The sequence below is a fragment of the Aeromonas sp. FDAARGOS 1410 genome (assembly GCF_019048745.1).
Classification (GTDB): Bacteria; Pseudomonadota; Gammaproteobacteria; order Enterobacterales; family Aeromonadaceae; genus Aeromonas; species Aeromonas jandaei.
On sequence record NZ_CP077401.1, the window covers coordinates 357,501 to 370,502 of the forward strand.

The following is a 13,002-nucleotide window of genomic DNA, read 5'->3' on the forward strand; positions in this document are numbered from 1 at the left end:
CGAAGGCGCTCATACCGTAGATGAGACCAAAGTTGATCGCCTTGGCGCTGCGGCGCATGTCGCTGGTCACCGCATCGAGTGCGACCCCGAATACCTCGGAAGCGGTTGCCTTATGGATGTCCTTGCCCTCAGCGAAGGCGGTCAGCAATCCCTTGTCGCCAGAGAGATGCGCCATAATGCGCAGCTCGATCTGGGAGTAGTCCGCCGCCACCAGCTTGTAACCGGCGCACGGGATAAAGGCCTGCCGGATCCGGCGCCCCTGTTCGTTGCGCACAGGAATGTTCTGCAGGTTGGGATCGGTGGAGGAGAGCCGACCGGTCGCCGCCACCGCCTGATGATAGGAGGTGTGTACCCGTCCGGTCTGCGGCTTGATCATCAGCGGCAGCTTGTCGGTGTAGGTGGACTTGAGCTTGGCCAACCCACGGTGCTCCATCAGGAGGCGCGGCAGCTCATAGGTCTCCGCCAGCTCGGCCAGCACCTCTTCCGCAGTGGATGGTGCTCCCTTGGGGGTCTTTTTGATGATCGGCAGCCCCAGCTTGGTGAAGAGGATCTCCCCCAGCTGCTTGGGCGAGGAGAGGTTGAACTCCTGTCCGGCCAGCTCGTGGGCCTGTTTCTCCAGTTCCGCCAGACGCACTTCGATCTCCTGACTCTGCTGATGCAGCAGCTTGGGTTCGATAGTGGTACCGAGTCGCTCCATCCGCGCCAAAACCGGCAGCAGCGGCAATTCGATCTCGCTGAATACTTTGGCGAGGCCCGGCTCGGCAGAGAGCTTGCCCCACAGCGCCTGATGCAGACGCAGGGTGATGTCGGCATCTTCCGCTGCGTAAGGAGCCGCCTGCTCCAGCTCGATCTGGTTGAAGGTGAGCTGCTTGACCCCCTTGCCGGCGATATCCTCGAACGAGATGGTCTCGGCGTTCAGATACTTGCGAGCCAGTGAATCCATGTCGTGACGGCTGGCAGTGGAGTTGAGCACATAGGACTCGAGCATGGTGTCGTAGGCGATACCCTGCAGCTCGATGCCGTGATTGAGCAGCACGTTGCGGTCGTACTTGAGGTTCTGCCCTACCTTGAGGCGGGCCGGATCTTCCAGCAGCGGCTTGAGCTTGCCGAGTACCACGGCCTCGGTCAGCTGCACCGGCGCCCCCAGATAGTCGTGGCCGAAGGGGACGTAAGCCGCCTTGCCCGGCTCGATGGCAAAGGAGACGCCAACGACCCGCGCTTCCATATAGTCGAGACTGGTGGCCTCGGTATCGAAGGCAAACAGCGGAGCCGCCTGCAGACGGGCCAGCCAGTCGTCGAATTCAGCCTCGTCCAGAATGCAGCGATAGTCGGTCTCGATGGCGGCTACCGGGGCGGCACCGTCATCATCACCTTCGGCTTCGATCTCATCAGCGCCGCCGGATTCCAGCTCTTTGATCAGGTTGCGCAGCTCGTACTCGCGATAGACCGCCAGCAGAGCCTCCTTGTCGATGGGGCCGAGCTGCAGCTCTTCCAGACTCTGATCCAGCGCCACATCGGTCTTGATGGTGGCCAGCACATAGGAGAGGCGCACCTGCTCCTCCTGTTCGCGGAACTTGTCGGCGAACACCTTGGAGCCACGGAAACCGAGTGCAGCCACCTTGTCGAGGTTGGCGGCGATCTCGTCGATACTACCGATCCCCTGCAGCAGGGCCAGTGCGGTCTTCTCGCCAACGCCGGTCATGCCGGGGATGTTGTCCACCTTATCCCCCATCAGGGCCAGGTAGTCGATGATGAGCTCGGGCGGTACGCCGAACTTCTCGATCACCCCTTCCCGATCGGTCTTCACGTCCTTCATGGTGTCGATCAGGGTGACATGGTCGGAGACCAGCTGCGCCATGTCCTTGTCGCCGGTGCTGATCAGCACCGGCAGCTGCTTCTCGGTCGCCTGACGGGCCAGAGTACCGATCACGTCGTCGGCCTCCACCCCTTCCACCATCAGGAAGGGGAAACCCATCGCCTTGATCATCTGGTGGATGGGGGCAACCTGGCTGCGCAGATCGTCCGGCATGCTGGCCCGGTTGGCCTTGTATTCGGGATAGATGTCGTCGCGGAAGGTCTTGCCCTTGGCATCGAACACCACGGCCACGTGGCAGTCGGGGTACTGCTTGCGTAGGCTGCGCATCATGTTGGCCATGACACGGACGGCGCCGCTCGGCAAACCGGTCGAGGTGCGCAGATCGGCCTGCTGGGAGGCAAAGAAGGCGCGGTAAAGATAAGAGGAGCCGTCGACCAGAATAAGGGGATTGCTAGGGGCCATGAAATCGTCCTGCCAGAGATAAACAGCCGCTAGGATGCCACAGGGCCCCCCTCACACCAAGGGGGGCAGATACCCGGCAAAAAGAGCCAGACAAGCCTCAAATCTGTGGATAACTCTGTGCTCAAAAATGGAGTCGCGGAAAAACCACCGTGACAACTCTGTGGATAAAAAACAAAAAATACATACATAACAATATGTTGGGATCACAAAAACTGATCGCCAGACCATGAGAATGATCTCGATCAATGTGGAAAAAAATTTAAGGGAGTAGGTACGGCAGGATCCGAAACGAAACAATCCTAGCACAGCAAGATGACTTGACCAGCGGATGGCGAGCGATAACCATACAAAAGTACAACAATCCATCTTGGCTCACATTTTCAACAACAAGGAGTTTGCCATGAAAAAAGTGGCCGTGATTTTGAGTGGCTGCGGCGTCTTTGACGGGGCAGAAATTCATGAAGCCGTCATCAGCTTGCTGGCACTGGCACGTCAGGGTGCTGCCGTACAGTGCTTCGCTCCGAATGTCACGCAGCTCCATGTGATCAACCACCTGACCGGTGAAGTGAGCGAGGGGGAAAGCCGCAACGTGCTGGTCGAAGCGGCGCGTATCTGCCGTGGCCAGATAAAGGATGTGGCCGAGCTGGATGCAGCCGATTATGACGCCCTGCTGGTACCCGGTGGCTTTGGCGCAGCCAAGAACCTGTGCGACTTCGCCATCAAGGGGGCGGAGTGCCAAATCCAGCCTGATGTGCTGAAGGCGTGCCAGAGCTTTGCCAGTGCCAACAAACCGGCCGCCTACATCTGTATCGCTCCGGCCATGATCCCGCTCATCTACGGCGCCGGCACCCTGGCCACCATAGGCCATGACGAAGGCACCGCCAACGCCATCGAGGCGATGGGTGGCAGCCACCTCAACTGTCCGGTCAACGAGTTCGTGGTGGATCAGGAGCGCAAGGTGATCTCTACTCCTGCCTACATGCTGGCCAGCAATATCGTAGAAGCGGCAGACGGTATCGAGAAAACCGTCAAGCAGCTGCTGGCACTCTGATTGACCAGCCGACCAAAACAAACGGGCCGCTCATGGAGCGGCCCGTTTTCAATTCTCGCGGATAGCGACCGATCAGATGCTTTCGCCCATCTGATCCATCTTGCCCAGCAGGGCACGCAGACGCTCCTGCCATGCAGCGTGCTCGTTGCGCAGCTGATGGTTCTCGTCTTGCAGCTTGGTGTTCTGCTCTTTCAGATCGTCCAGTTCCATCTTCAGCAGGGAGATGTTGTCGACGGCGGATTGTACTTTGGATTCGAGTTGCTCAAGGACTTCTAGTGACATATGCATACCTGTTTGTTCAATTGCGATGCCCCACAGAGGGCGATTCAAGCGCGTGGAGCCAGCATACCCCGAGCCTATCGGCACAAACAAGCCAGTGCGCTGCAAAATGCCTCTTCCACAGAGGTATTGTCTAAATATGCGTCTATTTTTCTCGCATCCTGCGCAGCTCACCGGTGAAGAGCGATATAGCCCCCCATCAGCAGGCAACCAACCCCGTACATCAGCAGGCCATAGAACAGGTTGCCACGCAAGATGGCGGCAGCACTCAGGTTGTAACGCGAGGCCAGCGCCAGATTGGATCCGGAGAGCGGGCTGGTGCCCGTGGCAATCCCCCACCCCAGCAGAAAACACATGCCGAGCAGGCTGGGATCCGGCGAGAGCGGCCACAGCAACGGTGCCAGTCCGGAGATACTGATGAGCGGGTGTACCCCGACGATGGCGACCAGCAGGATCAGCAAGAGTGCGAGAGATGCCTCCAACCAGCCGAAGTGGTTGAACAGCGGCAAACCGTGCCCGCCGCCGAGATCGATGACCGACACGGCGCTGTTGATGCCGGCAGCCAGCAGGCCTGCCCCCAGAAACAGTACCAGTTGACCACCGATGGCAGGAAAACGCTCCACCACCTGCCTTTTGAGCGCAGCCTTGCGGCCGGAATGCGGCATAAACAGCAGCGCCAGCAAGGGTGCCACCAGCGCAATAACTGCCATGATGCCGAGATCTGGCCAGATCTGCTTGATGAGCAGCACCAGCCCGGCCAGGGTGATCGGCAGCCCCAGGGTCTGCAGCCGCAGTGGATAGCCGGCAAAATCCGCTACCCCGATCCGCTCCACCTGCCAGGCCGTTATCGTCATTGCCAGCAGGGTCGCCACCACGCCAAACGGCAAGATGTTCGACAGCTTGAGACCCGGTGCGTAAGTGAGTGCCACCGCCATGGCGACAAAGAAGGGGGACCAGAAGGCGGCGACGCAGAAGATGCGGCTCAGCACCAGCACCTGACGTCGCTCAAGGGTACCGTTACGTTCCAGCCGATCGCCGATGATAAAAAGCACCGAGAGGTTGATGACGGCCCCCAGCAGATTGAGGCTGGCCATGGTGCTCCACAGCCCCTTGCGCCCTTGCCATGAGGTAGTGCCGGTCAAGAGACCCGAGGTAGCGAGATTGAGGGTGCTCACCGCAGCAAACATGGTGAGCATATTGATGTTGGGCAGCAGCCAGGCATCGGCCCTGAAGCTGGCTCCCCGCCACCAGGAGAAGAGCAACAGCACAAACGCAGCACCGTAAAGTGCCAGCGCCTGCCGTCTGGCTGCGCCGGCCAGCCAGGGCCAGGTGAGCAGGGAAGCGGCCCAGGCTGCAATGGCCGCCGGCCAGGGAGAGAACCCCAGATAGAGATGCAGCAGGTTGAGCAGCCACATCCCCAGGATCAGATAACCCGACCAGCGTTTGACCATCGACTACTCCGGCCGGGAGATCAGAGGCACTGATCCATATCCAGTGAAGGCTTGTCGCACTCCGGACGGCCGACGATCTTGGCGGGTACGCCAGCGACTGTGGTATGGGGTGGCACCGGGTTGATCACCACGCTGCCGGCACCAATCTTGGCGCCCATGCCCACTTCGATATTGCCGAGCACCTTGGCGCCCGCCCCTATCATCACCCCTTCGCGGATCTTGGGATGGCGATCGCCGCTCTCTTTGCCAGTACCACCGAGGGTCACGCTCTGCAGGATCGAGACGTCATCCTCAATGACCGCCGTTTCGCCCACCACTATGCCGGTGGCGTGGTCAAACATGATCCCCTTGCCGATGCGGGCGGCCGGATGCACATCGACCCCGAATACCACCGAGATCTGGTTCTGCAGGTAGAGCGCCAGCGAGCGGCGCCCCTGACGCCACAGCCAGTTGGCGACCCGATAGCCCTGCAGAGCATGGAATCCCTTGAGGTAGAGCAGCGGGGTGGAGAAGAGGTCAACCGCCGGATCGCGATCCTGTACGGCACAGATGTCGGCGGCAACCACGGCCAGCAGCTCCGGCTCGCTGCGCAACGCCAGCTCGATCACCTCGCGCAGGGCGATGGCGGGCATGGTGGCGCTGTCGAGCTTGTTGGCCAGCTGGAAGCTGAGGGCCGAGCGCAAATTCTTGTGATTGAGAATGGTGGAGTGGAAGAAGCTGGCCAGCATCGGCTCCTGGGCCGCCATGCACTGTGCTTCTTGCTGAATTTTCTGCCAGGTTTTGGCAACCAGATCATCCATGTTGCAGCCTACTGTTGTTCAGGGTGAGGGCTCTGTTGTTCTTTTGTCAGCACCGAGATGGGGTCCATGTGGATAATGACATCCATTCGCTCGAAAGCCTGGCGCACGGCCAGCTCGGCTTCATCGGCGATTTGATGGGCCTTGACCAGAGGGATCTGGTCATCCAGCTCCAGGTGCAGCTGCACAAAGCGGGTCGGCCCCGACTGGCGGGTGCGCAGATCGTGGACGCCGTGAACCCCTTCGACGGCGCAGCAGAGGGCCATTATTCTCGCTTGTTCTTCGGCTGGCAACTGACGATCGAGCAGCGCCTGCACCGATTCGTAACCAATATGCAACGCCCCCCACAGCAGGAACAGGCCTATCAGTATGGCAAACAGGCCGTCGGCCCAGTACCACCCCTGCCCCGCCAGCACCAGCGCCAGCAGCACCCCGGCGTTGAGCAGCAGATCGGAGCGGTAGTGCAGCATGTCGGCCTTGATGGCGACGCTATTGGTCTTGCGAATGACAAAGCCCTGGAAGCTGACCAGCAGCAGGGTCAGCACGATGGAGCCACCACTGACCCAGAGGCCTGCCTCCAGACGCTCGATGGGTGCCTGCTTGAGCAGCGACGAGATGCCGTGCATCACCAGCAGCAAAGCGGAACCCGAGATAAAGGCCGACTGAATGAGTCCGGCCAGCGACTCCGCCTTGCCGTGACCGAAGCGGTGCTCGTCATCGGCAGGGGCCAGCGCATAACGGATGGCCAGCAGGTTGATGATGGAGGCGCTCACATCCATGAACGAGTCAGTCAGGGATGCCAGCAAGGTTGATGAATCTGTCATCAGCCAGGCGATCAGTTTGCCGATGATGAGCAGGGTGGCGGTCGTGACGGCCGCCATGCTGGCAAAGGTAACCCAACGGGAATATTGTTGATGGCTCAAAACCGGCTTTCCTCTGGCGATGAAAAACTTATTATACCCTGACCCCGGCGTCAGTTTGGCGCGAAAATCTGCGGAATAACACCCGATGAACAGAATACTCCTGGTCGACGACGATCTTGAATTGACCCAGTTGCTCACCGAAATTCTGACCCTGGAGGGATTTCAGGTCACGGTCGCCGAGGATGGTGAAGAGGGGCTGCAACGACTGGCAGAGCAGAGCTTCAATCTGGTACTGCTCGATGTGATGATGCCCAAGCTCAACGGCTTCGCCATGCTGGCCAAGCTGCGCAAGACCCATGAAACACCGGTACTGATGCTGACCGCCCGTGGCGACAGCCAGGATCGGGTCAACGGTCTTGAGGCGGGGGCCGACGACTATCTGGCCAAGCCTTTCGATGATCGGGAGCTGCTGGCCCGGGTGCGCGCCATCCTGCGCCGTACCCAGAGCGCCCCGCCCCAGCGCGGCAACTCCTCCGACGAAGTCAGCTTTATGGACATAGTGCTGCAACCCGGCCTGCAGCAGGCACGCTGCGGCGAGCAGCTGCTGGAGCTGACTGCCACCGAATTCGGCCTGCTGGAGTGCCTGCTGCGCAATCCCGGCCAGATCGTCAGCAAGAGTCACCTCTCCGAGCAGGTGCTCGGCAAGAAGCTGGAACCCTTCGATCGCGCCATCGACATGCACCTGAGCAACCTGCGCAAGAAGCTGCCGGAGCGCGCCGATGGTCAGCCCCGCTTCAAAACCGTACGGGGGCGCGGCTATCTGTGGCTAGAGCAAGAATAAAGGGGGGCACCTCTCTCAACGGGATCTCGACCCACATCTTCCTCTGGTTCTGGTTTATGTTGCTGGTGATCCTCGCGGCAGTGATCAGCCTGCCGACGCTCGATCCCCGCAACCAGATCCCGCTGCCCACCCACGAGGTGGCACGGATGCAGAACAATGTGCAGGCGCTGCTCAATGCCGCCGACCCGGATCAGGATTTCGATCTGGCCAAGGCGATGGACAAGATCGCCATGCTGCCGGTGGACAACGTCTATATCCGCGACGAGAAGGGGCAGATCCAGTCCACCACCCATCCCCGCAAATTTGTGGTGCGCTTTATGGTAGATGCCGACGACCCGGGCAAGCCCATGCTGCGCAACGAGCACCGCAAGGCGATCGCCGGCCCCTTTCTGATGCAGCATCACGGCCACAGCTACCACGTCTATTTCGGGCTCAATGCCGAAAATCCCTACCTGTTCCTGTTCATTCAGGTGCTGGATCACCCGATCCGCATTCTCGGGGTAGCCATGCTGATCAGCACGCCGCTCTGTCTGCTGCTCGCCTGGCGGTTGACCCGCCCGATCCTGCAGTTGCAGAAATCGGTCTCCCAGCTGGCAGCTGGCAACCTTGAAGTGCAGATCCCCAACCTTGGCCGCCGCGACGAGATCGGCCAGCTGGCCGACCATGTCAGCCGCATGGTGGACACACTCAAGAGCATGATCCAGAAGCAAAAACAGCTGCTATCAGACATCTCTCACGAGCTGCGCAGCCCCTTAACCCGGATGCAGCTGGCGCAGGCGCTGATCCGCCGCAAGCAGGGCGATAGCGCCGAGCTGGCCCGGATCGAATCGGAAATTGGGCGACTGGACAAGCTGATCGGGGACCTGCTCGATCTGTCGCGGGTACAGCAGCATGTGGAGGCCCCCGTCGTGCAGCCGCTAGCCGATCTGCTGGAACCCATGCTCGAAGATGCGATGTTCGAGGCAAACCAGAGCGGCAAACAGCTCAGGCTGCCGCAACTGCCGACCGAGTCGATCCAGATGTGGCCGGAGCTGCTCTCGCGGGCCATCGAGAACCCGCTGCGCAACGCCCTCAAATATGCCCGCGAGTTCATCAAGGTGGAGTGGTATCGGGATGGCAAGGAGTGGGTAATGACCATTCGGGATGACGGGCCCGGTGTACCTGACGAGCAGCAGCCGCTGCTGTTCCAGCCCTTCTTCCGGGTCGATGATGCCCGCAATGCCAAGACCGGCGGAACCGGGCTGGGGCTGGCCATCGCGGCGGAGGCGATCCAGCGACATGGCGGCACCATTGCCGCCAGCAACAACCACCCGACCGGCCTCACCGTCACCATCAAACTACCGATCGCCTGACCCTTTTCATCGGCACGGGCGCTGGGTATGCTGGCGCCCCTTCTTGCCTTTACATCTCTTTGCAGGAGCTCGTCATGCTCGATATCGTCCTCTACCAGCCGGAAATTCCGCCCAATACCGGCAATATCATCCGGCTTTGTGCCAATACCGGATACCGGCTCCATCTGATCGAGCCGCTGGGATTTGAGTGGGATGACAAGCGGGTGAAGCGGGCGGGACTCGACTATCACGAGTTTGCCGAGGTGAAGCGCTGGCCGAGCTATGAAGCCTTTCTGGCAGAAGTGGCGCCCAAGCGGGTATTTGCCTGCACCACCAAGGGACGCACCGCGCACTCGGCCGTGCAGTTTGCCCTTGGCGACGCCCTGCTGTTCGGGCCGGAGAGCCGCGGCCTACCCATCGAGATCATCGAGAGCCTGCCATTCGAGCAGCGGGTACGCATCCCCATGCTGCCCCAGAGCCGCAGCATGAACCTCTCCAATGCGGTTTCGGTCTTTGTCTACGAGAGCTGGCGCCAGCTCGGTTATCCCGGCGCCATGTAAGCGCCACCGATGATCAGTGGCGGGCGTCCAGCAGGCGCCCGCTTCGCTCCAGTCGCCAGCAGCTGATCCCGAGCGACAAGCCACGCCCCACCATCAGCGTCGCCATCGCTGCCCACAGTGCTGCCACCCCCCACGACTGACAGAGCCACCAGATCGGGAAGAAACCGCCAAACGCCGCCAGCAGCATGCTGTTGCGCATCTCCTTCGCCCGGGTCGCTCCGATAAAGACACCATCCAGCAGGAAACACCAGACCGCCAGCAAGGGCATCACTACCAGCCAGGGCAGGTGGCGGGTTGCCTCCGCCACGACCGCCGGAATATCGGTGATATAGCCGATAAGGTGGCTACCGAAGAGGGCAAATACCAGAGTAAAACCGCTGGCGATGAGTGCCGCCCAGCCCAGATTGAGCAGGATAGCCTCCCGCAGCCGGTGCCGATCCCGCAAGCCGATGGCTCGCCCGACCATGGCCTCGACGGCATAGGCGAAGCCATCGAGCCCGTAGGAAATGAGCATCAGGAAGTTGAGCAGCACCGCATTGGCCGCCACCGCCACGTCGCCCAGCCGGGCACCTTGCAGAGTCATAAAGGCAAAACAGAGCTGCAGGGATAAGGAGCGCAAGAAGATATCGCGGTTGAGGCCGAGCAGCCGCACCATGGGAGCAAGCTGGCGCCAGCGCTGCCAGCCATCCTGCCACACCGTTGGCGCCAATTGCCGCAGCTGACGAGATACCAGCCAGATGCCGACCCCCAACGCGCAGTAATCGGCCAGCACCGAGGCCGCCGCCACGCCGCGCACCTGCCAGCCGAGCCCCAGCACAAACAGGGCATCGAGCGCCATGTTGACCAGATTGGTGAGGATCAGCATCACCATGGGGCTGCGGGCATCCTGCATCCCCAGCAGCCAACCCATGATCACCAGATTGCAGAGCGCCGCCGGAGCGCTCCAGATCCGCACCGCCACGTACTGGCCGGCATAGAGCTGCACCTCGGGCGAGCCGCCGCTCAGGGCAATTAACCATGGCAACAGGGGAAACAGCAACAGAAGCAGGACCAGCCCGAGGGCAACGGCCAGCCCCAACCCGCGCAGCAGGGTATCGAGCTGGGCCCGCCCGTCGGCAGCACCGTGAGCCTGCGCCGTCAGTCCGGTGGTGGACATTCGCAGAAAGCCGAGCAGCCAGAAGATGAGATTGATGAGGGTCGCCCCGACCGAGACGCCCCCGAGAAACCAGGCCTGCCCGAGATGACCGATCACCCAGGTATCCACCAGCCCCAGCAGGGGGGTGGTGATATTGGAGAAGACCATCGGCAGGGCGAGGGCAAAGACGGCGCGGTGGCGAGAGGGATCTCGCCACCAGGGAGCAACAGGGTGCGTCACTCTCAGTGACCTGTCAGCTTCAGGATGCGGGAGAAGTCGGAGAGCATGCTATCCATCTGCACCAGCGGTACCTGGCCGCGCTCCACCTTGGGCCGAAATACCCCCTGCAACTTGCCCTTGGGGTTGATGAGGACGATGGAGGCAGAGTGATCGATCAGGTAATCCTTCTCTCCCTCCTTGGCGATGGAGTAGACCAGCCCCAGATTGCGCACGAACGGGAACAGCTTGTCGTGTGGCGCCGTCGCCGCCTTGAACTCGGAGTTGAAGAAGGCGGTATAGGTTTTGAGACGGGCAGGATCATCGCGCTGGGGATCCGCCGATACAAAAACCACCTGAGTGGTCGGTGCCAGCTTCTTCAGCTGATCGTAGACGGAGCGTATATCCGCCAGCGTGGTGGGGCAAATATCGGGGCAGAAGGTGTAACCGACGAAGAGAAAGGTCCAGTGGCCCAGCAAGTTGGCCGGGGTGAATGGCTTGTTGTCGGCATCGATCAGCTGGAAGTTGTTGATGTCCCGCCCGACCGGATAGTAGTCAGCGTGCTCCGGCCGTTTTGGCTGGGTGAGGTAGAAGGCAAGGATCAGGCATCCTGTCAGCAGCAGAAACAGCAGGGGATAGCGAAGCTTCATCATAACAAGAGACCCTTTCGGTTCAGTACACACAGCATCGATAGCCAGACAGGTGGGGGATTGTACCCCAGCAGAACATGAACTGGAGACTCCTTGTACACGGCTCTGTCAGGAACAGACCGTTTGGTTCAATTAAACAGCAACCGCAAAAACAAAAACCGGCTCGTGTACGAGCCGGTTTTGTGGGTCTCTGTCGCCATCCATGCCCTTCACGGGCGGTTAATACGCCTCTGCTGCAGCATTTTGCCGAGTGCTCTGGCACTGATGGGGATCACTGGTGCCAACCAGTTTTCCTGCGACTTGGCAACACCATGGCTCCGCTTGAACAGCAGCACCAGCTGTACCACCTTCTCTTTCGGGCAACCCAGCCAGAGCGTCCAGTGCGAGCCCTTGTGGTGCAGCCAGAGCCCATAGAACCAGGTCAACCGGCTGCCTCTGAAAAAACGGGTGATGGAGGATACCGGTGCCAGTTCCCTCACCCCTGTATCCCATGGAGATCTCGATGCCATAACCAGTCCTCCCTGACCGACAAGTTATGCTGTTTCGCCTGCCCGACTCTGCCGGCAGCACGGCGACTTGCCATACCACGAGTGACGCCCCATGGCAGGGGCGCCCCCTCTCCCTTCATATCCCGTGAAGGTGCATTGTCCACGCTTGTTCTGACTTTGCCCCTATTACCCGCCACAGGCCGGCAACGCATGGCAAGAAGTCTCTTTATTGGCGAGACCCTGATTTGAGCATATATCCGAAATGAATGATTGGCAGCCACTCCCTTCGTCGAACACCTGTCGAGTCTTGTAGCAATAGGCGAGTGGCAGGGCTAACAGGAAAGGCGCAAAAAACAAAACGGCCTCCCGCAGGAGGCCGTCTCATGGCAAAGGGATAATTACATCCAGTCGGCGTTGCGGATCACGCCGACGGCCAGACCTTCGATAGTGAGGTGCTGGCTGGAGAGATCCACCTTGATGGGGGAGAGCTCTTCGTTTTCCGGCAGCAGCCACACCTGGCTACCCTTGCGCTGGAAGCGCTTGACGGTGACATCCTCATCAAGACGAGCCACCACCACCTGACCGTTGCGCACCTCCTGAGTCTTGTGCACCGCCAGCAGGTCGCCATCCAGAATGCCGATGTTCTTCATGCTCATCCCCTGCACCCGCAGCAGAAAATCTGCCCGCGGATGGAACAGGGCGGGATCCACCTGATAGTGGCTCTCGATATGCTCCTGCGCCAGGATAGGTTCACCGGCAGCCACCTTGCCAATCAGGGGCAGGCCGCTCTCTTCCAGCACCTCTTCCTCCTCTTCAAGCAGCAGGCGGATGCCGCGGGACGTGCCCGGCATGATCTCGATGACCCCTTTTTTGGCCAGGGCCTTCAGATGTTCTTCGGCCGCATTAGCCGACTTGAAACCAAGCTTCTGGGCAATCTCGGCGCGAGTCGGCGGCATGCCGGTTTCGCTCATATTCGCCTTGATCAACTCCAGCACTTCGGCCTGGCGGGGAGTAAGGGGTTTCATAGAATGGGCACCTGTCTTTTTATACAGCACACTGGCA

13 protein-coding genes (1 of these 13 cut by a window edge) are annotated in these 13,002 nt (G+C 60.5%); 4 read left to right on the top strand and 9 right to left on the bottom strand.

Annotated elements, in window-relative coordinates:
• Window positions 1-2,278: the 5' portion of a DNA polymerase I gene (gene polA / locus I6L40_RS01665; protein WP_071914892.1), read on the bottom strand. It extends 476 nt beyond the left edge of the window; only the first 2,278 of its 2,754 coding nucleotides appear in the window; the start codon lies at window positions 2,276-2,278; the stop codon falls past the left edge of the window.
• Between the two features lie 400 nt (window positions 2,279-2,678).
• Here polA and elbB point away from each other — a divergent pair, with 400 nt between their 5' ends.
• A complete protein-coding gene (gene elbB, locus I6L40_RS01670; protein WP_071914944.1) occupies window positions 2,679-3,329 on the top strand; it encodes an isoprenoid biosynthesis glyoxalase ElbB in 651 nt (216 codons plus the stop codon).
• A gap of 72 nt (window positions 3,330-3,401) precedes the next feature.
• On the opposite strand, the gene I6L40_RS01675 is transcribed toward elbB, so the two are convergent.
• The 4 genes from I6L40_RS01675 to I6L40_RS01690 form a co-directional block, all read right to left on the bottom strand.
• The gene (locus tag I6L40_RS01675) at window positions 3,402-3,611 is read right to left on the bottom strand and encodes a cell division protein ZapB (protein ID WP_033113622.1); all 210 of its coding nucleotides are present in this window, start codon (window positions 3,609-3,611) and stop codon (window positions 3,402-3,404) included.
• Window positions 3,612-3,778: 167 nt separating this feature from the next.
• Entirely contained in the window at window positions 3,779-5,059 is a 1,281-nt protein-coding gene (locus I6L40_RS01680) for a hypothetical protein (protein WP_216994904.1), read from the bottom strand.
• 20 nt (window positions 5,060-5,079) lie between these two features.
• Window positions 5,080-5,859: a serine O-acetyltransferase gene (gene cysE / locus I6L40_RS01685; RefSeq protein ID WP_071914897.1), complete on the bottom strand. Its 780-nt coding sequence runs from the start codon at window positions 5,857-5,859 to the stop codon at window positions 5,080-5,082.
• An 8-nt stretch (window positions 5,860-5,867) separates the two neighbouring features.
• Complete coding sequence (locus I6L40_RS01690; RefSeq protein WP_182926535.1) at window positions 5,868-6,779, bottom strand: cation diffusion facilitator family transporter; 912 nt, start codon at window positions 6,777-6,779, stop codon at window positions 5,868-5,870.
• A gap of 85 nt (window positions 6,780-6,864) precedes the next feature.
• On the opposite strand from I6L40_RS01690, the gene I6L40_RS01695 reads away from it, so the two are divergent.
• The 3 genes from I6L40_RS01695 (at window position 6,865) to trmL (ending at window position 9,451) form a co-directional block, all read left to right on the top strand.
• Window positions 6,865-7,560 (top strand): response regulator, encoded by a 696-nt coding sequence (locus I6L40_RS01695; RefSeq protein WP_041210792.1) that lies wholly within the window; start codon window positions 6,865-6,867, stop codon window positions 7,558-7,560.
• Window positions 7,542-8,912 (top strand): ATP-binding protein, encoded by a 1,371-nt coding sequence (locus I6L40_RS01700; RefSeq protein ID WP_242526716.1) that lies wholly within the window; start codon window positions 7,542-7,544, stop codon window positions 8,910-8,912. Before I6L40_RS01695 ends, I6L40_RS01700 begins: the two co-directional genes overlap by 19 nt.
• A gap of 74 nt (window positions 8,913-8,986) precedes the next feature.
• Window positions 8,987-9,451 (top strand): tRNA (uridine(34)/cytosine(34)/5-carboxymethylaminomethyluridine(34)-2'-O)-methyltransferase TrmL, encoded by a 465-nt coding sequence (gene trmL / locus I6L40_RS01705; RefSeq protein WP_042030399.1) that lies wholly within the window; start codon window positions 8,987-8,989, stop codon window positions 9,449-9,451.
• 13 nt (window positions 9,452-9,464) lie between these two features.
• Here the strand turns inward: trmL and dinF are convergent, their stop codons facing one another.
• From dinF to lexA, 4 genes are all read right to left on the bottom strand, one after another.
• Window positions 9,465-10,826, bottom strand: a complete 1,362-nt coding sequence (gene dinF, locus I6L40_RS01710; protein ID WP_216994905.1) for an MATE family efflux transporter DinF — start codon at window positions 10,824-10,826, stop codon at window positions 9,465-9,467.
• A gap of 2 nt (window positions 10,827-10,828) precedes the next feature.
• Window positions 10,829-11,455: an SCO family protein gene (locus tag I6L40_RS01715; RefSeq protein WP_216994906.1), complete on the bottom strand. Its 627-nt coding sequence runs from the start codon at window positions 11,453-11,455 to the stop codon at window positions 10,829-10,831.
• Between the two features lie 206 nt (window positions 11,456-11,661).
• Window positions 11,662-11,877 (bottom strand): hypothetical protein, encoded by a 216-nt coding sequence (locus I6L40_RS01720; protein WP_081849401.1) that lies wholly within the window; start codon window positions 11,875-11,877, stop codon window positions 11,662-11,664.
• A gap of 461 nt (window positions 11,878-12,338) precedes the next feature.
• Window positions 12,339-12,965, bottom strand: coding sequence for a transcriptional repressor LexA (gene lexA, locus I6L40_RS01725; protein ID WP_071914908.1), 627 nt, complete (start codon window positions 12,963-12,965; stop codon window positions 12,339-12,341).
• Window positions 12,966-13,002: the final 37 nt, after the last annotated feature.

Bases quoted from the DNA above. Each gene is read 5' to 3' on its own strand.
- trmL (WP_042030399.1), top strand. From the start codon at position 8,987: ATGCTCGATATCGTCCTCTACCAGCCGGAAATTCCGCCCAATACCGGC.
- elbB (WP_071914944.1), top strand. From the start codon at position 2,679: ATGAAAAAAGTGGCCGTGATTTTGAGTGGCTGCGGCGTCTTTGACGGG.
- I6L40_RS01715 (WP_216994906.1), bottom strand. From the start codon at position 11,455: ATGATGAAGCTTCGCTATCCCCTGCTGTTTCTGCTGCTGACAGGATGC.
- I6L40_RS01695 (WP_041210792.1), top strand. From the start codon at position 6,865: ATGAACAGAATACTCCTGGTCGACGACGATCTTGAATTGACCCAGTTG.
- lexA (WP_071914908.1), bottom strand. From the start codon at position 12,965: ATGAAACCCCTTACTCCCCGCCAGGCCGAAGTGCTGGAGTTGATCAAG.
- I6L40_RS01680 (WP_216994904.1), bottom strand. From the start codon at position 5,059: ATGGTCAAACGCTGGTCGGGTTATCTGATCCTGGGGATGTGGCTGCTC.
- I6L40_RS01675 (WP_033113622.1), bottom strand. From the start codon at position 3,611: ATGTCACTAGAAGTCCTTGAGCAACTCGAATCCAAAGTACAATCCGCC.
- cysE (WP_071914897.1), bottom strand. From the start codon at position 5,859: ATGGATGATCTGGTTGCCAAAACCTGGCAGAAAATTCAGCAAGAAGCA.